The 23,160-nt window shown below is 44.1% G+C and carries 17 protein-coding genes; 6 read left to right on the top strand and 11 right to left on the bottom strand.

Translation table 11 applies throughout. The features are described 5' to 3' along the window. Positions 1-131: 131 nt before the first annotated feature. From AC27EZ_RS11565 to AC27EZ_RS11530, 8 genes are all read right to left on the bottom strand, one after another. Entirely contained in the window at positions 132-1,253 is a 1,122-nt protein-coding gene (locus AC27EZ_RS11565; RefSeq protein WP_487135456.1) for a pyridoxal-phosphate-dependent aminotransferase family protein, read from the bottom strand. A gap of 445 nt (positions 1,254-1,698) precedes the next feature. Then, the gene (locus tag AC27EZ_RS11560) at positions 1,699-2,220 is read right to left on the bottom strand and encodes a gamma carbonic anhydrase family protein (protein WP_487135455.1); all 522 of its coding nucleotides are present in this window, start codon (positions 2,218-2,220) and stop codon (positions 1,699-1,701) included. A gap of 15 nt (positions 2,221-2,235) precedes the next feature. Continuing rightward, positions 2,236-3,099 carry an acyl-CoA thioesterase II gene (tesB, locus tag AC27EZ_RS11555; protein WP_487135454.1) on the bottom strand — a complete coding sequence of 288 codons (864 nt, stop codon included), beginning with the start codon at positions 3,097-3,099 and terminating at the stop codon, positions 2,236-2,238. After that, entirely contained in the window at positions 3,092-4,942 is a 1,851-nt protein-coding gene (locus AC27EZ_RS11550; RefSeq protein WP_487135453.1) for a protein kinase domain-containing protein, read from the bottom strand. Before AC27EZ_RS11550 ends, tesB begins: the two co-directional genes overlap by 8 nt. Positions 4,943-4,944: 2 nt before the next feature. After that, positions 4,945-5,796, bottom strand: coding sequence for a 23S rRNA (adenine(2030)-N(6))-methyltransferase RlmJ (locus AC27EZ_RS11545; RefSeq protein WP_487135452.1), 852 nt, complete (start codon positions 5,794-5,796; stop codon positions 4,945-4,947). Between the two features lie 87 nt (positions 5,797-5,883). Beyond that, a complete protein-coding gene (locus tag AC27EZ_RS11540) occupies positions 5,884-7,527 on the bottom strand; it encodes a dihydrolipoyllysine-residue acetyltransferase (RefSeq protein WP_487135451.1) in 1,644 nt (547 codons plus the stop codon). Positions 7,528-7,545: 18 nt separating this feature from the next. Then, a complete protein-coding gene (locus AC27EZ_RS11535; protein ID WP_487135450.1) occupies positions 7,546-8,523 on the bottom strand; it encodes an alpha-ketoacid dehydrogenase subunit beta in 978 nt (325 codons plus the stop codon). Beyond that, positions 8,523-9,710 carry a thiamine pyrophosphate-dependent dehydrogenase E1 component subunit alpha gene (locus AC27EZ_RS11530; RefSeq protein WP_487135449.1) on the bottom strand — a complete coding sequence of 396 codons (1,188 nt, stop codon included), beginning with the start codon at positions 9,708-9,710 and terminating at the stop codon, positions 8,523-8,525. Before AC27EZ_RS11530 ends, AC27EZ_RS11535 begins: the two co-directional genes overlap by 1 nt. Before the next feature lie 494 nt (positions 9,711-10,204). Between AC27EZ_RS11530 and AC27EZ_RS11525 the strand changes: the two genes are divergently transcribed. Further along, complete coding sequence (locus AC27EZ_RS11525) at positions 10,205-13,615, top strand: S8 family serine peptidase (RefSeq protein ID WP_487135448.1); 3,411 nt, start codon at positions 10,205-10,207, stop codon at positions 13,613-13,615. A gap of 84 nt (positions 13,616-13,699) precedes the next feature. Here the strand turns inward: AC27EZ_RS11525 and rmuC are convergent, their stop codons facing one another. Next, entirely contained in the window at positions 13,700-15,076 is a 1,377-nt protein-coding gene (gene rmuC, locus AC27EZ_RS11520) for a DNA recombination protein RmuC (RefSeq protein ID WP_487135447.1), read from the bottom strand. A gap of 82 nt (positions 15,077-15,158) precedes the next feature. Then, positions 15,159-16,688 carry a fumarate hydratase gene (locus AC27EZ_RS11515; protein ID WP_487135446.1) on the bottom strand — a complete coding sequence of 510 codons (1,530 nt, stop codon included), beginning with the start codon at positions 16,686-16,688 and terminating at the stop codon, positions 15,159-15,161. Between the two features lie 173 nt (positions 16,689-16,861). Between AC27EZ_RS11515 and pabB the strand changes: the two genes are divergently transcribed. From pabB to AC27EZ_RS11500, 3 genes are all read left to right on the top strand, one after another. After that, on the top strand, positions 16,862-18,277 hold the full coding sequence (gene pabB, locus AC27EZ_RS11510; protein WP_487135445.1) for an aminodeoxychorismate synthase component I: 1,416 nt from the start codon (positions 16,862-16,864) through the stop codon (positions 18,275-18,277). Beyond that, entirely contained in the window at positions 18,270-18,842 is a 573-nt protein-coding gene (locus AC27EZ_RS11505) for a CoA pyrophosphatase (protein WP_487135444.1), read from the top strand. Before pabB ends, AC27EZ_RS11505 begins: the two co-directional genes overlap by 8 nt. A 140-nt stretch (positions 18,843-18,982) precedes the next feature. Continuing rightward, on the top strand, positions 18,983-20,356 hold the full coding sequence (locus AC27EZ_RS11500; protein WP_487135443.1) for an L-serine ammonia-lyase: 1,374 nt from the start codon (positions 18,983-18,985) through the stop codon (positions 20,354-20,356). Between the two features lie 59 nt (positions 20,357-20,415). Here the strand turns inward: AC27EZ_RS11500 and cysB are convergent, their stop codons facing one another. Next, the gene (gene cysB / locus AC27EZ_RS11495; RefSeq protein WP_487135442.1) at positions 20,416-21,390 is read right to left on the bottom strand and encodes an HTH-type transcriptional regulator CysB; all 975 of its coding nucleotides are present in this window, start codon (positions 21,388-21,390) and stop codon (positions 20,416-20,418) included. A gap of 228 nt (positions 21,391-21,618) precedes the next feature. On the opposite strand from cysB, the gene AC27EZ_RS11490 reads away from it, so the two are divergent. Together AC27EZ_RS11490 and AC27EZ_RS11485 are read left to right on the top strand one after the other, a co-directional pair. Continuing rightward, positions 21,619-22,338 (top strand): sensor histidine kinase, encoded by a 720-nt coding sequence (locus AC27EZ_RS11490; protein ID WP_487135441.1) that lies wholly within the window; start codon positions 21,619-21,621, stop codon positions 22,336-22,338. Between the two features lie 68 nt (positions 22,339-22,406). Next, positions 22,407-23,159 (top strand): hypothetical protein, encoded by a 753-nt coding sequence (locus AC27EZ_RS11485; RefSeq protein WP_487135440.1) that lies wholly within the window; start codon positions 22,407-22,409, stop codon positions 23,157-23,159. Position 23,160: the final 1 nt, after the last annotated feature.

Below are 23,160 nucleotides of genomic sequence, written 5' to 3'. Positions count from 1 at the left end.
TCTTCTGCCTCTATGCTAAAGCATGGCCGCCGTGCGCCACACAATTAAACGCCAAATAACCATTTAAACGCGTTTAAACAAAAAATGAGCCGTATTAGCTCATTTTTATTCAGCATTTGTTTAAAAATACGTTACGCCAGCACGGCTTTTAATGATGCGAGACAGTGGTCGATATTACGAGGCTTGCACGCATACCCCATCAACCCAATTCGCCATACTTTCCCAGCATGCTCACCTAACCCAGCACCTATTTCTAAGTTGTAGTCATGCAGCAGCGTCGTCCTTACTTCTGCATCGTTCACACCTTCGGGAATTTTTACTACATTAAGCTGAGGAAGGCGGAAGGATTTATCTACCGTAAGTTCGAGCCCCAGTGATTCAAGTCCTTTGGCTAAACTTTCATGGCCTTTAGCATGTCGAGCCCATGCTTTTTCAAGTCCTTCTTCACGTAACATAAGTAAAGACTCATACATCGCATACATACTATTTACCGGAGCGGTATGATGGTAAGCGCGTTTCGCACCTTTGCCCCAATAACCTACAATTAGGTTCATATCTAAAAACCAGCTTTGAACTTTAGTCTTCCGGTTTTGGATAACATTTACTGCTTTTTCACTAAATGAGACTGGTGAGATGCCTGGCACGCAGCTTAAACACTTTTGCGACCCAGAATAAATTGCATCTATGCCCCACTCATCAACACACAGCTCGATGCCGCCTAATGAAGTAACTGCATCGACAATAGTAAGACAATCGTATTGTTGGGCAAGCTCGCATAATCGTTTAGCGTCATTTCTTACACCGGTGGAGGTTTCAGCATGAACAAATGCTACGACTTTTATATCACTATTTTTTTTAAGGGCGTCTTCTACTGCGTTTAGGTCGGTTTGCTTACCCCATTCATTGTTTATGGTGATAGGAATTCCGCCACAGCGCTCCACATTTTCCAGCATACGGTTGCCGAACACGCCATTGATACAGACAAGCACTTTATCGCCTGGCTCAATTAGGTTTACAAAGCATGCTTCCATCCCCGCCGAGCCTGGCGCTGAGATAGGCATGGTAAGTGCATTCTCCGTTTTAAAAGCGTATTGCAGTAGTGCTTTTGTCTCATCCATTAGCTCTATAAATAGCGGATCGAGATGTCCAAGTGTTGGGCGAGCAATCGCGTTAAGCACGCGAGGACTAACATCAGAGGGACCCGGCCCCATTAAGGTACGCTCGGGAGGTAAGAATGTAGATAGCGATTTCATGATAAGTCCATTGTTTAATAGGTTATTGTCATTTTCACAGCGATGCGCCGAGGAAACAACCGCCTGTTGTGAGTATAAATACAATGAATACTGTTGCGGCAACGCATTCATGCAGGATTTAATCAAAAAAGATTTCTTCCAGAACGAAGCGTTGATAAAATATTTTAAGAGGGGAGAATATTACAACCTGTTGATTTTTCGTAACGTTTAGCGAAACGACAGTGCACTTTTAGTCTGCAACATAACTTTCACAAAAAAATGTTTATAAAATAAACAAGTGTGGACTATACTGAGATTACTAGACAGATTTGTTTAGATGAAATTCTCCCTTGTAAGAGTTAGCGCACGGCTCATTAATGAGCCATTCCCCTAGGCCCGGAACGTTTGTTCTGGGCATTTTTTATTTTGGGGTACGCTGGGCTCGCTTAATTAGCGACCGGTAATATTATGCTTCTTGCAATTCGTTTTTGTAGTGCGCAGCATTTTGTTTATAGTGCGTTGCGGATGCTTTTAGTTTGCTTTCAACGTCCTCGGGCGCAAGTGTTTTCACGACTTTACCTGGCGAGCCGACCACTAGGCTGTAATCCGGAATAACCATATTCTCGGTAATAAGTGCATTTGCCCCAATGATACAGTATTTACCCACTTGGGCACCGTTAAGTACCACAGCATTAATGCCTACTAACGAATAATCGCCGATCGTACAGCCATGTAACATGACTTTATGGCCCACTGTTACCCCCTCGCCTAACGTCAGCGGAACACCTTTGTCTGTGTGCAGAACACTGCCGTCTTGAATATTGGTAGAAGGCCCAATAGTGATACAGTCCATATCGCCTCGTACCACAGCATTGAACCAGACACTAGAGTGAGCCGCCAGTTTAACATTCCCAATAACATGGGCACCGGGCGCGATGTAACTAGTAACATCAATGTTTGGGCTCAATGGCCCTAATGTATATTTCATAATGCAATTCCTTTTTTATTCGCTTACTTGCCGCATTAGGCCTTCTTGCATGGTTGACGCGATAAGTTCACCATCTTGAGTAAAGATTTGTCCTTTCACTATGCCCCTAGCGCCTCCGCTAAACGGGCTTTCCATCGCATATAACAACCATTCGTTAAAGTTAACCGGGCGGTGAAACCACATGGCGTGATCGATAGTGGCGATACGAAGTGATTTGTCCGTAACCGCAATACCGTGTGGCTGAAGCGAGGTACTCAAAAAGTGGTAGTCAGATGCATAGGCCAGCGCGGCTTGATGCATCGCTAGCGATGATGTGAGATTGTCTCTGGCACGCATCCATATATACCGGGTGGGCGGCCTTTTAACCGGTTGATAGGAGTTTGCTGCCTCGACGGTTCTTATATCAACCGGCTTATGATAACTCAACGCCTCTCGCATAGGTTGTGCGATTTTATTAAAGTTTGCTTCATAAAACTCGATATCAGACTGAACCTCTTCAGGAGGAGGCACAACCGGCATATCGGCCTGTTGATGATGCATTCCTTCTTGGGGTACCTGAAATGAAGCTGTCATATAGAAAATATTTTTTCCACCTTGAATCGCTTTCACCCTTCTAGCAGAAAAACTTCTTCCATCTCTTACGCGCTCTACATCATAGACGACGGGTTTTTTCGCGTCTCCAGGCAGTAAGAAATAAGTATGAAATGAATGCGCTACTCTATCGGCGTCTACGGTTTCATAAGCAGCAGCTAAGGCTTGCCCAAGCACTTGACCGCCGAACAATGCTCTAAAGCCCAAATCCCAGCTTTGGCCTCGGTAAAGTTCAGACTCAATCGTTTCTAGTTCAAATAGTGATGTGAGTTGTACATCATCAGACATGATTATTATTCTCTATTTCTGCTTTGGGGTTTCGTGGATAGTACTTCTCAGGTAACTGCGCGCGATGTTCAAAGAAGCGGGTATCTTTGTACGGCAGTTTCATGAAACCCGATATACCTATCCCGCTTATTGCGGGAATATTGTCTACTAGAGACGCTAAAAGCGCGGTAAACGCACTGTCTTGTTCATGATCAAGCAGCGTGTAGTAACTATGTACCTTTAAATGTGTTGGTAATGCTTCAAATATAATACATCCAGTATGATGAATTGCATTTAATTTTGTCAAAATAGCCATAATCTGATCTGGAAGTTCTAGCAATTCATCGGGATCATCGCCATCTTCAAAATATGAATGCGTGCGAGTTTCATCCTTTATGATTGGCGCTTTGGATAACTCAAACGGAATAATGCAGTCTTGTGTGGGTATAAACGGCGAGGCTTCACTGTCACGCTCTATGTGCAATGTGTTTTTTGCGTTAAACATACAGCACTTAAATACCCCGGGCTTATGTATTGCTCGGGCGAGATGGATAACGTTATTCACCGCGTGGTCAAACGCCTGTTTGAGCGTCTCATCATACAAATTTAAACTTGAGTCAACGTAGATACCTTCGGGTTCCCATCTTACCGCTACACCGCCAACAACGGGATAGCGCCCTAATCGGCTAATCGCTGATATAAATGCTTTCTCAGTATCACCCATTCCTTGAAGATAGTTTTTATAATATCGGTCAAACTGTGCATCATCTATGTAACGTAAAGCGTCGACTTCAAGTGCCGATTGCTGCCTCAAGTAAGACTTACGAGAGCTGTAAACAACGGTCTCAATATCGGCGTTTACGTTACTTACCCACGTGGGTATAAAAGGCGTAATTAAAGGGTTTACGTCATCAGTAAATACCATATTTTTTAGTACATGCAGGTGATTAAAAAAATAGTCTCCGCCTTGTCTGCGTTGTTTATCGTCATCACTTAACATATAAGTAAGAATGCTAGACAACATCTTAGGTAAACCCAGAGATGACGGGCGAATGACGTTATGGCCGTAACGGCTAGATTGGCCAGAAGCTAACGCATATAGCGTGCTCGCTAGCCCTTGTTCGTCAAATCGGGGCGACGAGAGCGCACCGTTAAGCTGATCATGCCCAATGAAATAGACATCACCCAACCTTGCGTTAGTTTGATGAAGTTCACCAGACATTAAATCCATTACGTTATTACCGACATAGTGGCCATCAGCATCAGTTTGCGCAAAAACAGACGACCCCCAATCTATTAGGCCTATCAACTCTTCACTTTCATTCCAAACAATATTGGATGGCTTAATATCACCATGAACTAGCGGTTTTTGCTCATCATTTTGTTTAAATTGACGAAATGATAAGAGTAATTCTCCTAGTTGCACGGCAAGTTTGACGATAATTCTTGGAGACAGCGGACCATATCTCAAACTAACTTTTTCTAGGTCTTCTCCAGGGGCTCGTTCCATCACTAAGATGGACTGCTTGCCGACTTGTTGATAAGCAATAAGGGCCGGTACGTGTTTATGCTCTACATGAGAAAGCATAAACGCTTCTTCTTCTAATCGGTCTTGTACGTGCTGAGGCAGGTTGATACGAGAGAACTTAAATACATGCTCTATGCCTTGCTGAGAAATACCTGCAAACGCAAAGCCGAAAGCGCCTTTCCCCAGTAACTCCACATTGGTATACCCTAAACCTTTAAGCTGTTCGGTACAAAGATGAACCCAATCTTTAAGTTTTTTCGCATCTGCGTGCGACAACAAGTAGATAGATTGCTCATCAGGTATATAGAAATGTTTAAGTGCATTAAGTTGCGACATGATTAGGTGTCTTCATTATGCCAAACAATCTCGCTTGTGACATGTTGACCCAACGTAGCAACCACTTCGTCAATCGCCGTTTCAATCATGGTGTCCAATTGCCAAGGTGGATTAATGACTAAAACACCAGAACCATACATACCGGCATCGTGGGTATTATCTTCAACGCGCACTTCAGCACTAAAACAGGGCCTGTTCAATGCCGCAAGTTGAGACACCATGGCCTCACTGGCACCCGATTTTTTTGCTGCCCGTTCAGACAATAACGGATACCAAATTACAATATGCGCTTGTTGCCATCGATTTAGTAACATGGAAACCGCATTAGTAACGTCGTTATATTCTTCTAGACGCTCGTAAGGCGGGTCTATCAATACCGCGCCTCTATTTGGTCTAGGGGGAGTCAGTGCCTTTAACCCTTCGTACCCATCTCTGTGATGACAATGCACGGCATGTGACGATATGCGTTTTGTTGATGACGATAACTTGTCGTATTCTGCTGGATGCAGTTCCATCGCGTGCAATGTATCCCCCTCTCTAAGCTCTGCACTGCTGAGCGCAGGCGAGCCGGGGTAGCTGTTATGTGCATGATAGGAGGTGCATAATGATAAATAATGCGCTAGCAATGGTGAGTGGGCAGATACGTCGGCTAATTTGCTTATGCCGCTTTCATATTCTTTGTTTTTACTGGCCTCGTCTTCATTGAGGTTATAGACACCTGCACCGCTATGGGTGTCATACAGGGTAAAGGGTTTATTCTTTCGCTTAAGGCATTGAATAACACCTAACCAAGTAAGATGTTTGATGACATCGGCATGATTGCCCGCATGAAATGCATGTTGATAACTAAGCACAGAGTTCCAATTGTTGAATCGCGTGAAGCGCTATTTATTTTGTAGTTAAATAATAACGCTTCACGCCCTAACTTGCCAAGGTTTCCCTTATCGCATGTGCATCAACATATTTTCTGGTTCAATGAGGTAACTCATCCATAAGTTGTTAAACCGTACCATGGTCGCTCCATCAATCAGCCTATGATCACCAGACCAGTTTGCCATCATGATATGCTGAGCCTCCACTTCACCACTGTCATTGAAACGCGGTAGCTTTTGCGTTTTACCCAAGGCAACAATAGCGGCCTCGGGTTTATTAATGACCGGTGTTGCCGTAATTCCACCTATCGCACCAATATTAGAGATACTGATTGTGCCACCTTTTAAATCATCTCCGCTTACCTTACCCGCTCGCGCTTGATCGATGATTACCTGCATTTTTTGTGCAATTTCAAACAGCGAAAGCGTTTGTACTCGTTTTATATTTGGTACCAATAAACCAATTTTTGAGTCTACGGCAAACCCGATATTGTGGTCAGAAAAGTAACTTATTTCGGTGACGTCATCGTTAAGTTGCGCGTTAATATTAGGGAACGCATTAAGTGCCAGTGACATTGCTTTGATAAAAAACGGCATGAAGCTTAGCTTAACCCCCTGGGCTTCAAAGCTCGGCTTAAGCTTAGCGCGAAGTGCCATAAGGTTATCCATACGCACTTCATCACTGACTGTGAAATGCGGAATAGTATAAACCGATGCCGACATTTGCTTGGCCATGGCCGCTTGTATGCCTCTTACTTTCTCGACGCGTACAGCTGCCTTATTATCAGCGTTAACCATATTATTCGACAACGCTTCAGCCTTTGCAGACACTACCTCTTGTTTCGTATCTTTTGAAGATGAAATCGACATCACGTCTTGCTTTAAGATTCTTCCTTTTTTCCCGCTCCCTGACACCTGGTTAAGGTCGATATTATTTTCACGAGCGACACGTCTTACCGCAGGACTTGCTAATACCTTCCCAGGAATAACCAGTGGCGGTTCAAAACTGCCGTTTTGCCACTTAGATGCAGCAACCTCAGACACAGCAGAAGACGACTCTGGCGATGAAACCGCCGTTTTTTGTCCACGCTCTGGTACTTTAGGCTTTACATTAGTCTGGGCGGTTTCGACACCTTCTAACGCAAGTGCAAATAACGGAGCATGTACTTTAGCAATATCGCCCTGTTTATAATAAAGCTTGTGAACGACACCTGCATTTTTAGCGGGAATTTCGACAACTGCTTTATCGGTCATTACTTCAACGACGCTTTGGTCTTCTTGTATGGTGTCACCCTCAGCAACGTTCCATTTCACAATTTCACACTCAACAATACCCTCACCAATATCGGGCAGGATGAAATCGTCAATTTCAGTGTTTGCTTGCGTGATTGAAACCGCTTCGCTGTATTGCGTTTGCTGTGAATTCGGTGTTGCTGACACAACGTCTTCCGATATCGCTGCAGTGTTAGATTCGTCACTGCGCTGAAGTACAAAAAGTGGCTCATGAACTTTGGCGATATCACCCACCGCGTAGTGCAGTTTGGTGATCGTGCCTGAATGCATCGCAGGAATTTGGACCGTCGCTTTATCTGTCATTACTTCGGCAACAGGTTGGTCTTCCTCAATCGTATCTCCCTCAGCAACGAGCCACTCAAGGAGTTCACATTCAACAATACCTTCACCAATGTCGGGTAAAATAAATTCTGTAGTCATTCTAATTATCCCCCGTAATTAATAGTGAAGCGTACGCTTGATAGATTCATAAATCTTTGTCTCGTCCGGCATGTATTCTTTTTCATGAGCCAGCGGGTATGGCGTATCTAAACCGCACACTCTTGCAATAGGCGATTCAAGGTACAAGAAACACCGTTCTTGTATTGTTGCAGATATTTCGCTTGCAAACCCACCAGTGCGAGGAGCCTCGTGGCTTATGAGTAAACGCCCTGTTTTCATAACAGACGCCATTACCGCATCAACGTCCCAAGGAAGAATACTCCGCAAATCAATAATTTCGCACGACACGCCATCTTCAAGAGCAAGACTAGCAGCCGTCTGAAGTACTTCAATTTGAGCGCCCCACCCTAGTAACGTAATGTCGTTACCCTCTTGTACTGTATCGGCCTTACCTAAAGGCAGCTCGTAATCCTCTTCCGGCACATCAGCAACCGATGCGCGATAAAGTCGTTTCGGCTCCATGAATAAAACAGGGTTTTTATCACGGATAGACGCTAGAAGAAGTCCTTTCGCTTGATAAGGGTCTCGCGGCATGACAATTTTTAAGCCAGGACAATGGGCGAAGAATGCTTCTGGACTTTGGCTGTGATAAAGCCCGCCAGCAATGCCGCCGCCATAAGGTGTTCTGATTGTCAGAGAACCTACGTCAAATTGACCGCCCGAACGGTAACGCCACTTCGCCGTTTCGTTAACGATTTGGTCAAACGCAGGGAAAATGTAATCTCCGAACTGGATCTCTGCTACGGGAACAGATCCTTGCGAGGCAAGTCCATTAGCAAACCCAATAATACCTTGCTCAGTTAAAGGCGTATTAAAACAGCGGCCTTTACCAAACTTTTCTTGAAGGTGACTCGTAGCTCTAAATACACCGCCGAAATGCCCTACGTCTTCACCAAAAACCATAACCTTCTCATCTTCGGTCATTGCAGTGATTAGTGCATTATTAATAGCTTGGAGTAGATTCATTTTAGCCATTACTTGATTCTCCCAGCTGTTTTTGGATAGTTTTTAGGGTATTTCTTAATGTGAGCTTTAAGTTCGGTTAATTGTTCTTCCAAATGCCAAGGAACGGTGTCATAAACATCGCTCACGATGTCCTCTATTGGGCAGATATCAATCTTCTCGCTTTCCTTTAACGCGGCAAGGACCGTCTGTCTGGCCTTATCAACCTTGGCTTTATTTTCTTCCTCGTTAAACCAGCCTTTCTTTGTTAACCATTTAGCCATTCTTAAGATAGGATCTTTAGCGCGCCATTTTTCTTCTTCGTCTTTAGAGCGATACCCGGTTGGGTCGTCAGAAGTAGAGTGCGCAGCAAGTCGATACGACATTGCTTCAATTAATACTGGACAGTTGTCTTCAAGTGCAATTTCACGCGCTTTTTTTGTTGCCGCAAATACCGCAAGTGCATCATTACCGTCTACGCGAATCGTTTTAATGCCATAGCCGATACCTCTGGAAGCAATACCATCACCCGCAAATTGCTCTTCGGCTGGGGTTGAAATCGCATAACCATTATTTCTGCAGAAAAAGATTACGGGGCAATTAAGTACGGCTGCCATATTAAGGCCCGCATGGAAATCGCCTTCAGACGCTGCGCCTTCTCCAAAATAACAAATAGTAATGCTCGGGTTTCCAGCCATCTTCTGACCATACGCATAGCCCGATGCCTGTGGAATTTGTGTCCCTAGTGGCGATGAAATCGTCATAAAGTTGAGTGCCTTGTCACCGTAGTGAATCGGCATCTGGCGTCCTTTATTGGGATCTTCCTTATTACTGAACATTTGGTTCATAAACTGCTCAGTCGTGTAGCCTCGATAGGCCAATGCACCTTGCTCTCGGTATTGCGACATGATCATGTCCGATGGAGAAAGTGCCGCGGCAGACGCGACTGCTGCTGCTTCCTCGCCTGTACTCGCCAAATAAAAGCTTATTCGTCCTTGGCGCTGCGCACCAACCATGCGTTCGTCGAGCACACGAATGTATTCCATGGTGTCGTAAATCTTTAACGCTTCTTCTTTTGTGAGCGTTGGGACGTCTGCGTTTTGGTTTACCTCTCCGTCTGAGGTAAGGATTTGTAGCATTGGTATGTCAACTAATCCGTTTTCGATAACGTTTACAACATGTGTGTTTGAAACGTTAGCTAAATGGTTTCTATCTTTCATGGATATTCCCCGCACATTGGTGAGCGTTGGCACGCTTTAATTATCGAACCATGCTAAATGAAGCGCCGATGAAAGACTTTCCTATTTTTATAAGCAACGAGAGGTTGTTTGATACACTTATCCTGTTTCTTGTGCCTAGTGCGGATAACCATCCTAACAATGTTTAAAACTTGTAAATATTATGCATTTTTTGTGCATTCTCGTTTAACACTTTATATAAACTTTTAACGTGTTAGTGTTTGCCACAACAGGCTTTTTTGACGAAACACAACTTAATCAACATGAACAGATGTAACAAAATATTTCAAATGTTTCATTTATGAAATGTGTTTTTTTAGTGCGGAGTTTTGTGCTACAACTATGATTAGCTGGTGGTAGGTATTTATGAACATACATAGAATCATCACCGCAACAAGAAGAACAATGGCTGTAGTGTAACTATACAGCTGAATATGAAATGACCAGGGGACCACGTTTAGTGGTGATATAATTATATGAAAAAGAATAGCTTAAGCGCTGCGATTATACTGGCGCTATCTGCATCTTCTGCGGTTGCAGCCGACAGAACCGATTTAAATTCACTTGTTAACTCTTACACCAAAAACGCTACGATTGACGCAAGCGTTGTTGAGACGTCAGGCAAAACATGGCTTGTTAAAGCGAACGGCAGCGCTGCTGTTTCTGTTGCCGATGTTGCACTAAGCAATGCATCTGGCGTAGCAAGCGTTGGTAATTCTGCTGACGTGCTTTACAACACTGAAGCTGGCCTTGACCAATTAGAAGCTCAGATTTTATCTCTTGGCTTAGATATTACGATTAAGTCTAGAACAACCAAGTTGGTTGCGGGCTTAGTTATTGACGGTACGTCGCAAGATATCGCCCAAATCCAAGCACTTTCTGGCGTAGAGAGCGTACTTCCTGTATTTAACTCTAAACTTCATATTGAAGAGAGTGCAGAATACATCAACGCGGCTAGCTTAGTGTCAGACAACATTGCTAGTGGTGCTGGTGTTCGTGTTGCAATCCTAGACTCTGGTCTTGATTACACGCACGCCGCGGTTGGCGGACCAGGTACAGCTGAAGCATTCGCTGCAGCCACTGCTGATTTAGCAGACACACCTGCATGGCCTATCGGTCAAGTTATTGGCGGGTTCGATTTCTTCAACGGCGATCCTGATCCAATGGATAACAACAACCACGGTACGCACGTTGCGCACTCTGTGTTAGGTGTATCTCCAGACGCTCAGGTTTATGCGTATACAGTATGTGACCAATCATGCCCAGGTGCAGCGCAGCTTGCAGGTCTTGAAGCGGCAATGGATCCAAATGGCGACGGCGATATCTCTGACCGTGTAGATGTTATCAATATGTCTCTAGGTGGCGACTTCGGTACTAACCGTGGCGGCGCTGTTGGCGCACTAATCGACAAAGCCGTTGAACTTGGTGTTGTTGTAGCAATCTCAGCAGGTAACGATGGCCCTACGCCGTTTATCGTTGGTGGTCCAAGTACCACAACAAACGCGTTATCTGTAGGCGCAATGACGCACCCTACTGCAGAGAGTGCTGAAGTATCTGCAACAATTGGCGAAGCGATGGTAGCAGCAGTTCCTGCTGCATTTAACCCTACGCCTGAGTTTAACATTGATAGCACTACGCCTATCGTTTATGCAGAAGCGGAAACAAACGCAACAGGTTGTGACCCTTATACTGCTGACGCAACAGGCAACGTGGTAATCATCGACCGTGGTGCTTGTGCATTCACAACGAAAATCAACAATGCAGAAGCAGCCGGTGCTGAGTTCGTTATTGTTGTAAACAATGTCGAAGGCGACGGAGCATTTACCATGGGCGGCACACCAGCTGCACCAATCGGTATTAACTCTGTAATGATTTCAAAAGAAGACGGTGATGTATTAAAAGCAGCAGTAGCAGCTGGTACAGCAACGTTTGCATTTGCGTCAGAGTTGTTCGTTAAAGAAGGTGCTATCGCGACCTTTACGTCACGTGGTCCTTCTGTAGATGGTTTACTTAAGCCAGAAATTACAGCGCCAGGTACTGCTATTCTTACTGCTGAAGTTGGAACTGGTACAGGTTCAACACCAATCAGTGGTACGTCGTTCTCAAGCCCAATTACTGCGGGTGCAATGGCAATGCTTGCAGAAGTATTCCCAGCGCGTAACGCGTTTGAATTGAAAGCAACATTGATGAACAACGCAAACCTAGACGTGACTGTAGAGCCTCGCTCACTTAACCCAGAAGCAGAACTTGCACCAATTAGTTATATCGGTGCTGGTTTAGTTGACGTTGAGAAAGCATCTCAATCAACAACAGCTGCATGGGATTCTGCGACTAAGCAAGCTGCATTAGCCTTTGGCGCAGTAGGCCTATCAGAAACAGCTTCAATCACGAAAACAGTTACGGTTAAAAACTTCTCTTCTGAAGCGAAAACCTACACACTTTCTGACATGGCTCGTTTCGATAACGATACCGCGACAGAAGCACTAAGCATGGACTACCCAGCGACTGTTTCTGTTCCTGCAGGTCAAACAGTGACGTTTGACGTTACAGCAACTATCGACCCAGCTAAGCTTCCAGAATGGTCTCTAGACAGCGCTTCAGTTGTCACACCAGCAGGTTCACCGCTTCTTACTGAAGTTGAATATGATGGTGCGCTAATGTTTACAGCTGATAGCGGCGAAACCATGCACATGGTTTATCACGTATTGCCAAAAGCGGTAGCGTCACTAGAACTTGGAACGGTTATTACTGATGAAGGCGTTATGCGCACAGTAACTAACACGGGTCCAGTTGATGCCAACGTATCACTTGCTCCACTGACTATTGACAGTGGCGTTGATGAAGGCAAAACGTTTGATATCGTAAATGCGTCAATTGAAATCTTTGGCTCTGCAGCGTGTGAAACTGCACTTGTATTCACAAACGTTACACTTGCTGACCCGCTACTTTCAGGTCACGCACTAGGTCTATTTATGGACGTAGATGTTGACGGTGATGGTAACTTTGATTTCACAGCACAAACACTAAATGATTCTGCATTTGGTCGTGATAACGCTGATATCGTTACGTTCACTCGCCCATTTGGCGCGTTGTCAGGTAGCTTGTTCCCAACTTTCCACGAGCCAGGCTCTAACTTGCTAACAATGATTAGCTGTGCGGAAGACTTAGGTTTAACGCTTGCTGATCTAGGTACAGCGAATGCAACTATTGCGTTCCGTGCTGAAAACAGTGCGTTTGATTTCTTCCCAACAGTTGCATGGGACGAAGACTTGGTACGCACCGGTTACTCATTCACGCCAGAAGCGGTACCTGCGTTAGTTAATAGCGCCGGTGAAGTAGTAAATACTGTAGCGGTTGGTGAAACAGTAATGTTGCAAGGTGTAGGTAACGGCGGTTATGTGTTCTTAGGCGCAGACGGCGTTGCTCCAACGGCAATTGCGACTGACGGTAATAACGAGCCGACTATCGAAGCACAAACGTTCAGTGTTGATGAAAACGCTGAAAATGGTACGGTTGTAGGTTCTATCGAAGCGTCTGACGCTGACGGTATCACCAGCCCTGTATCAGAGTTCTTCGTTCAGTCTTCAAGCTCTATTGCACTTTCAGTATCACGCGACGGCACTATTACCGTAGCGGATAGCTCAGTGCTTGATTTTGATGCTGGCCTAGAAAGCATTACTATGAGCGTTGTAGCAATTGATACTGCAGGTAATGTATCTGCCCCTGCAGAAGTTGTAGTAAGTGTAAACAACCTAGCTGATGAAGCGAGCGAGCAACCAGCTCCTCCTGCTCCAGCGCCAGTAGCATCTAGCTCATCTGGTGGTTCAATGGGTTGGTTAGGCCTTCTATTACTTCCAGCGATATATTTACGTAGACGCTTTAAGTAATACGAGTTAAGAACTAAATAGTAAAAAGCCCCGATATCGGGGCTTTTTTTTTACCTTTATTCACGCGTTTCATTACGCATTTAGTTATTCATCACTGTCACCTTTACTTATCATGTGCGCCGTAATTCGTTTGTTAGGTTGCACGCCTAACGTTCTAAACTTCTCTACTTGCCTTACTAAATTCCCCTTTCCACTCGATAATTTATTCATTGCTGATTCGTACTGGTTGTGAGCGGTATCAATCGACTTTCCTATTTTTTCCATGTCACTCACGAACCCGACAAATTTGTCATACAGCTTTGCGGCGTGGGTCGCAATTTCTTGTGCATTCTGATTTTGGTACTCATACTGCCAAATGTTGTTAATAGTACGAAGGGCGACGAGTAAACTTGTGGGGCTCACCAACATAATGTTGTGATTAAGCGCAAGGGCAATAAGCTCTGGGTCTTTATCCACGGCCAAAAGAAAGGCCGGCTCGATAGGAATAAAAAGTAACACATAGTCGAGGGTTCTTAGACTACTTAACGATTGATAATCTTTTGCGCCCAACCCCTTAATATGACCCTTAATTGACGCGACATGCTCGTGTAAATGGCGCTCGCGTTCGGTATCCTCCTCACAGTTAAAATACTGTTCATACGCTCGTAAACTTACTTTTGCATCAATGATGACGTCTTTGTCGTTTGGTAAGTGTACGACAATGTCAGGTTGAAGACGCTTACCCGCGTCGTTTTGCGCAGAAACCTGTGTTTCATATTCATGTCCTTCGCGCAATCCTGACTCGTTAAGGATACGTTCTAAGATCACTTCCCCCCAGTTTCCTTGCTTTTTATTATCGCCTTTCAACGCGTTTGTTAGTGCGCTTGCTTCTTCCGTTATTCGCTGGTTAAGCGCTTTAAGGCTTAAAATTTCCGTTTTTAACGATGCGCGCTCTTGCCCTTCCCTAATGTGCTGATCGGTTACTTGCTTCTTAAATGAATCTAATTGTTGTTTGAAAGGTGCGAGTACCGATTCAATATTGTGCTTAGCATGGGAGTTATACGTGCTTTGTTTCTCTTCAAAAATCTTGTTTGCAAGATTTTCAAACTGCGTATGTAACCGCTTTTCTGACGCCGCCATTGTTGCTAATTTATCTTCGTGATTCTCTAACAATGCGTCGATACGTGCTTTCTGCGCTTCGCTTTGTGCGAGCGTTTTAGTGTACAGCTGTTGAAGCGCGTTCTTGTCTGCTTCTAACACTTTGTTAGTGGCAGTAACGGCTTCCAGTTGACGTTGCTTTTCTTCAACCAAAAAACCTTTTTCAACGTAAACCTGCATGCTTTCACTTAACGCATCCACACGTTCTTTTGCAATAGTCAGCTGCTTTGACTGAATCAACACTTTGACTATTAGTAATAAGCTAGTAATTAGAAGAATAGCGAGAATGACAAGTGTGTCATTATAAGATAAGAATGATTGCATAATAATGATTGACTGTTAATTTATACAGCACTATATACAAAAACAGGCGCCATTGGCACCTGTTTTTTATAGATGAATAGGCTTACTTAGACAGTGTCGCGTCTAGTTCTTCAATCTTTGCTTTCCAGATTGCAGGGCCTGTTTTATGTGCGTTTGCCCCTGTACTATCAACGGCAACCGTCACCGGCATGTCCTCAACCTCAAATTCATAGATAGCTTCCATACCTAAATCTTCAAAAGCGACAACCCGTGATTTTTTAATTGCTTTCGACACTAAGTATGCAGCACCACCGACAGCCATCAAATAAACCGCCTTATGTTTTGCAATAGAGTCTACTGTTGCTGGGCCTCGTTCTGCTTTCCCAATCATGCCTATAAGGCCTGTTTTTTCAAGCATTAAGTCTGTGAACTTATCCATTCGGGTTGCCGTTGTCGGCCCCGCTGGGCCAACTACTTCATCACCCACAGCATCAACCGGACCTACGTAGTAGATAAAGCGGTTCGTTAGGTCTACCCCATCAGGAAGCCCCTCACCGTTGTCCATCATAGTTTGAATTCGTTTGTGCGCTGCATCTCGCCCGGTAAGCATTTTGCCAGACAACAGAACAGTCTCGCCTACTTTCCATTCTTGAATATCTTCTTTTGTGACGTCGTCCAAATTAACGCGGCGTGTATTTTCTCCTACTTCCCACGTTACTTCAGGCCAATCTTCTAACTTAGGCGGCGTAAGTTCAGCAGGGCCAGAGCCATCAAGATGAAAGTGTGCATGGCGTGTTGCTGCGCAGTTTGGGATCATAGCCACTGGCTTTGACGCTGCATGGGTCGGCAATGACATGATTTTTACGTCAACCACGGTGGTTAAACCGCCTAGCCCCTGTGCACCAATACCTAATTTATTTACGCGGTCAAAAATTTCAACACGTAGTTTTTCATCGGTAGTCTTTGGTCCTCGAGCAATAAGCTCTTGAATGTCGACCGGGTCCATTAAGCTTTCTTTTGCCAGTACCGCTGCTTTTTCCGCAGTACCGCCAATGCCTATTCCCAGCATTCCTGGGGGACACCACCCCGCGCCCATTGTTGGTAATGTTTTCACTACCCAATCTGCGATGTCATCGCTTGGGTTCAACATTACCATCTTCGATTTGTTTTCAGAACCACCGCCTTTTGCAGCAATCATCACTTCAATCTTTTCGCCTGCGACCATATCGATATGCACTACCGAAGGCGTGTTATCTTTGGTGTTCGTGCGCGCGCCGGCAGGATCGGCAACGATCGAAGCGCGTAGAGGATTATCGGGGTTTAAATAAGCGCGACGCGTTCCTTCATCAACCATTTGTTGAACGGTCATGTCTGTTTTATCCCAAGAAACTCCCATCCCTACTTTTACAAAGCAGGTTACGATACCAGTATCCTGGCAAAGCGGCCTCTTGCCCTCTGCAGACATTCTCGAATTGATAAGAATTTGCGCCATGGCATCTTTCGCCGCTTGGCTCTGTTCTCTGTTATAAGCTTCTTCAACAGCTTTTACGTAATCTATGGGGTGATAGTATGAAATGAATTGCAGAGCATCTTCAATACTGTCAATAAAATCTTGTTGACGGATAACGGTCATGACATCCTCTTTTTTATTTGGCTTTCGTGGTCTTAGCTTGCTAAAAGAGCGTATACTAGCGCATCTCTTGAGTGTTCACCATGCTTAACAATAGTAGGTGAAAAAGTTTTGAGCAGGTACCGGTGTCTATGCCCACCTCATTTCGTAACTTGCTGTATTGAGTTTATTATTATATGCCAGCGTCTGAAAATAATTACATCACTATTACGTTACTAGATAAGAATAGCATCCCGTCTTTTCTTGAGCTGTATGAAAATATTAGTGCTCTAAGCGGAAGTATGTTGCTCGATACGAGTGGCTCCACCAAAAGTGATGGTAGATTCAATATAATGCTTTGGGAACCAACTAACACCGTAGTTGCAAAGGCAGGCACTGTTAGACTAATAGATAATCGAGTAGGTACGAGTATTGACGTAGATATGCGCCCATTCGAGGCCACAAATGCATATCTACATGCTGCAGCTTCCCGCTATCAGCTAAGCCCTTGCTCTGTATCCTATGCGGATATTTTGCCCTTTATTATTGGCGTTGCGGGTTTTGCAAGCTACGATACGGGGCGCTTTTATGAATCACTGCCTAGCATCTCACTAGATTGCTATGAGACCCCCGATTATTGTGTCAGTCTTTATTTGCAAAGTATTATTGAAGATACGAAAACAGGCGCAATCTATTTCTGTAGAGTGGGTACTACGCCTCTCCCTGACTGCCTATTAGACAAGACAACTAAACAAGAACCGTTATCGCTAACCTCTGCGTTTGAGTCTAACCTATCCCAAAACGACTATACCGCTGCGCTCAACAAAATTAATGCATATCTACGAGCGGGCGACTGCTATCAAGTTAATATGGCGCAACGATTTAGTGCAACGTTTAAAGGCGACCCGTGGCATGCGTATTTAATGCTACGAGACGAAAACATTGCTCCATTTTCGGCCTATATTAAACATCAACATGGGGCGATAATGAGCATATCTCCAGAGCGGTTCATTAGCGTAAAAAGCAACGTTGTTGAAACGAAACCTATAAAAGGGACGCGTCCACGCTTCGACGACCCTGTTGAAGATATGAAAAGTGCAGCGCGTTTACTGGCGGCTGAAAAAGACCGCGCAGAGAACTTAATGATTGTTGATCTATTGCGAAATGATATATCTAAACACTGCAAGCCACACAGCGTTAATGTGCCCGCTTTGTTTGCTTTAGAAAGTTATCAAGCCGTACATCACATGGTCAGTACAGTTGTAGGAGAGTTAAACGAAGGGGTTACCCCTCTGGACCTTCTTGCGGCGTCGTTTCCTGGCGGCTCAATAACAGGCGCCCCTAAAATAAGAGCAATGGAAGTTATTGATGAACTAGAACCCCATCGCCGTAATATCTATTGCGGCAGTATATTCTATATGGGGTTTAGGGAAGACATGGACTCGAGCATTTGTATACGTACGTTATTAGTAGAAAACGACACCATGCATTGTTGGGCCGGCGGTGGGATTGTTCTTGATTCTAACGCTAATGACGAATACCAAGAGACACTGGATAAGGTGTCCAAGATTATACCCACGTTAGAAAAAGCGTTTGGATATCGCAATGGATAAAACAAGCTTTATTAATCAGTTTCAGCACGCACGGATACCAAACACCGAGCCTGATTATCCGCTAAAAAAAGCGGGTCGCCCAGCGGCCGTACTAATTCCATTGGTTGACTATGGAAGCCATCTTTCCGTCATTCTTACTGAGCGAGCACATCATTTGCGTCATCATCCTGGGCAAATCAGCTTTCCTGGCGGCGCCGTGGATAATACCGATGACTCAGTTTTTGATGCAGCATTACGAGAAGCACAGGAAGAAATAGGACTACCCGCTAATTATGTCGACGTAGTTGGTAAGCTTCCAAATTATAGAACAATAAGCGGCTACACCATTACGCCTGTTGTCTCGTTTGTTATGCCATTTTCTAATTTAGTAATCGACAAAAATGAAGTGGAAAGTGCGTTTGAGGTTCCCCTCGCCCATTTACTCGACCGTAGCAATCACCTTACTTATCACACTCATAAAAACGGCAAAACCTTCCCTATTTACTTTATTCCCTATGGCTCAAAAATGATATGGGGCGCGACCGCCGCTATAATCCGAAATCTTTCACATCATATTCACCCTTAAAACGTTACCTGCGTGATGGGTTTAAATTTATCTTTACAGTAGATTAGCATTTCTAATTTGTAGATTAGGTTTTCTATATTGTAGTTCTTCGCTCATACATGCATTATCAGCGTCATTATTCATTAACGATATGTAATATCATGATTAGTGTTTTTGATATGTTCAGTGTAGGCATCGGTCCTTCTAGCTCGCACACCGTCGGCCCAATGAGAGCAGGCGCTGAATTCGTGAAGGAACTGACAGCCGATAACGAGATGCTTGAAAAAGTCGATTCTATAAAGGTTGAACTATACGGTTCTCTCGGCCAAACAGGAATAGGTCATGGTACAGGGAAAGCCGTTATTCTAGGGCTATTGGGCGCGCTTCCAGAGAGTATCGACGTGGATTGTATTGAGCCGCTTCTTGAAGAGGTTAGAACGTCGCAAACGCTTAAACTGAACGGTCAAAAGCATGTAGTTTTCCCGAATAAAAATGCCATCATTTTTCATAGGAGAAAAACCCTCCCTAAGCATGCCAATGCACTGACGTTTTTCGTTTACTGTGGTGAAACATTGCTTCGCGAGCAAACGTATTACAGTATCGGCGGTGGTTTTATTATCAAAGACGAAGACTTTGACGACGCAAAAGCCCATGCCGCGGCTGTTCAAGCAACGGTGCCCTATCCTTTTAAAACAGCCACTGAGTTGCTGTCTTTATGCAAAACAAACGGGCTTAGCATTAGTTCGCTCATGCTTAAAAATGAATCGAGCCTACGCCCGTCTCATGAAGTTAAGCAGAAGCTTTATGATATTTGGTTAGTGATGAAAGCCTGTATCACGAGAGGAATAGAGAGCGAAGGTATTCTTCCTGGCGGGTTAAAGGTGGTTCGCCGCGCTCCCGCTTTATATCGTCGCTTGCAAACTGAACATACGTCTGACCCAATGCAAACCTTAGATTGGGTAAACATGTTTGCGCTTGCGGTGAACGAGGAAAACGCAGCTGGCGGCCGTGTTGTTACGGCTCCCACAAACGGGGCAGCGGGAATCATTCCTGCTGTATTACAGTATGTCGATAAATTCATACGCCCTGTTGACGAAGAAATTGCTAGCAGATTCTTGTTAACGGCTGGCGCCATCGCCATTCTGTATAAAGAGAATGCGTCTATTTCAGGTGCAGAAGTTGGATGCCAAGGTGAAGTGGGCGTAGCATGCTCAATGGCCGCCGGAGCCCTTGCTGAAATCATGGGCGGCACCGTCAGCGCTGTAGAAAACGCCGCAGAAATTGGAATGGAGCACAACCTCGGTCTAACCTGTGACCCTGTGGGTGGTCTGGTTCAGGTTCCGTGTATCGAGCGAAATGCGATGGGAGCAATTAAAGCCATTAATGCCTCTCGCCTTGCGCTACGTGGAAGTGGTGAACACAAGGTTTCACTGGATAAAGTAATTAAAACCATGCGTGACACCGGAAACGACATGAAGACTAAATACAAAGAAACCGCACGAGGCGGTCTGGCGGTTAACATCATAGAATGCTAACAAAGTAGGTTGGCGCGCATAACACCTATGTGCGCCGACATATTGAATAGAGTGAATTATTATTTAACGGGCAACGTGACGCCCTTGAACATTTTTTCCACTTCATCATTATTTTTAAGCATCATGGCTTTTTCAACTTTGTCTTTGGTTAAGTGCGGTGCAAAGCGCTCAATGAAATCGTACATATAACTGCGTAAGAACGACCCTTTTCTAAACCCTATCTTTGTCGTGCTGTAATCAAACAAATGGCTTGCGTCTATTTTTACCAAATCAGAGTCTAGTTCTTCATTTACTGCCATTGACGCAATCACGCCAATCCCTACTCCCAACCTTACATAGGTTTTAATGACATCAGCGTCTGTTGCGGTAAATACAATTTTGGGGGTTAAACCGGCTCGCTCAAAGGCGTGATCGAGTTCTGAGCGCCCAGTAAATCCAAAGACATACGTGACTAACGGGTACTGCGCAATATCGCTTATATCAATACTGCCTTTTTTAGATAACGGGTGGTCTTTATTAACGATGACACTTCGATTCCAATGATAACAAGGGAGCATGACTAAATCGTTGTACAAATGAAGCGCCTCGGTAGCAATAGCGAAATCCGCCTCACCTTTTGCTGCAAGGTCGCTTATCTGAGAAGGTGTTCCTTGATGCATGTGTAGCGACACTTTTGGGTACTTCGACATAAACCCTTTTATAACGTCAGGTAACGCGTAGCGCGCTTGGGTGTGAGTCGTGGCAATATTCAGTTTACCCTGGTCGGGTAATGTGTGCTCACGCGATACCGCTTTAATACTTTCAACTTTCGCCAATATTTCCCTAGCGATATTAATCACATCATTACCGGCGTCAGTAACATGGGTCAAATGCTTGCCGCTTCTTCCAAAAATTTGGACGCCAAGCTCATCTTCAAGCATTCTAACTTGCTTACTGATACCTGGTTGAGAGGTATAAAGGCTCTCAGCAGTAGCCGATACATTTAAGTTATTATTTAGTACTTCGACGATATAACGCAGCTGTTGTAATTTCATTGTAGACTCGATCCTAACCCTATACCGCCACTATAACGCTATCGTTATAACCAAAACCACTACTATTTATCTTTATCTATTACGAAAACAACATAAAGCGTAAAAAACAAAGCATTTTTTTTATAAATAAGTGATACTTCAAAAAAGGCTCTGTTTCGGTATGCTGTTTATCGTTAACCCATGCTGCAACACGGATAACAACACTTTTTCAGAAGATGTAAGCGTCATATGGATAGAACTACTACGTCCCATGAACCAACACCAGTAACGACTAGCATTGATTTTTCATCTGTGCTTGCGGCGGCTGTTCATGACATGAAGAACTCGTTGTTTCTACTGATACAGTCTATTGAAACACTCGCCCAGTCGCTCCCCAAAGAAAGTGCTGATGCGAGAGAACATGTTGCTAATGTGCATTATGAAGCCTCACGCTTAAACACAAACCTTGTGCAGATTTTATCATTATACCGCGCAGAGCTTGAGAGCCTCCCTATTACGATAGATGAGTGTTTTATTGCCGACTTACTTAGCGATGTGGTTGGTTCAAACCGTATTTACACCAAACAAAAAGCAATATCGATTAACATAAATGTTGACGAGGCGCTAAGCTGGTATCTAGACAGTGAGCTCATTTACATATTAATTAATGATGTGTTAGTGAACGCTTTAAAATATGGTGCTTCACAAATAGAAATATCTGCCTCGTGTGATGAAGATTACCTCACTATTTGTATCGAAGACGATGGTGACGGGTATCCTCTTTCTATGCTAGATAAAAGCGCTGAAGCACTAGCAGATTTTCAGCTAAGTCAAGGTCGTACTGGCTTGGGTTTGTTCTTTGCAAAGTTAATCGCCAATGCCCATTCCCAAGGCGATAACGTTGGTAAAATTCACCTTTCGAATGGTGGCACTTTAGGTGGGAGTGTTTTTGTTGTGAAAATACCGTAACATAGAAAATGTGCATGAATAAAAAATTAAAACAAATAACCGCTAAATAAGTTGACGGAAACCTGCGTATGTACGTAATTATTATAATATTAATTGTTGTTTTGTTGATTGCAGCAATTTTCATCAATGCTATACAGCAGCATCGCGCTAAAGTTGATGCTGAACGCAGAGCTGAATTAGCGAAGCATAAAACAATTATTGATGAAACTGAAAATGTCATTATGGCAAGTTCTAACATTCCGGTATCCGGTAGGTTAATGGCGATACTGCATAACAGGGTGCAAAACTCGTTAAAAGTTATTAACGATCACGCAAGCACCCCTGAATTACGTCAACGTATTTCAGAAGGGAAGCAAAATGATGTTTCCATGGCAGGCCAAGAAGCGCCACCAGAGTTTGTGTTACCTGACAACGACAAGCAAATTATTCAATATATCCAAGCAGTAAAGAAGTTGAGGATTTTGCTTCGTTCAGAACATAGTAAGGGAAAAGTTGACAGTAAAGTTTTTATTGAAGAGGAAAAACAGTTAGAACGCTTACAAGTGAAAGTTAACGTTGAAACGCTATCAAAACGCGGACGTACTGCACACCAAAGTAATATGTTAGGTTCTGCTCGACAGTACTATGAAAAAGCTATTGCGGCGCTAGAAAACCAAAATCACCAAGATGAATATTCAACAGCAAAACTTGCTAATTTACGCAGTCTGTTAGCGGAAATTCAAAATAACCTTAAGAACGTTAATGCGCAAGACCGTGCTAAACGTCAAGAGGAAGAGCGTGATGAATTAGATGAACTATTTGCACCGAAGAAAAAGTGGTAAC

This window comes from Alteromonas sp. 4NH20-0056 (assembly GCF_057539655.1).
The sequence above is the reverse complement of the archived record's forward strand: the minus strand, read 5'-3'. Positions and strand labels throughout refer to the sequence as shown.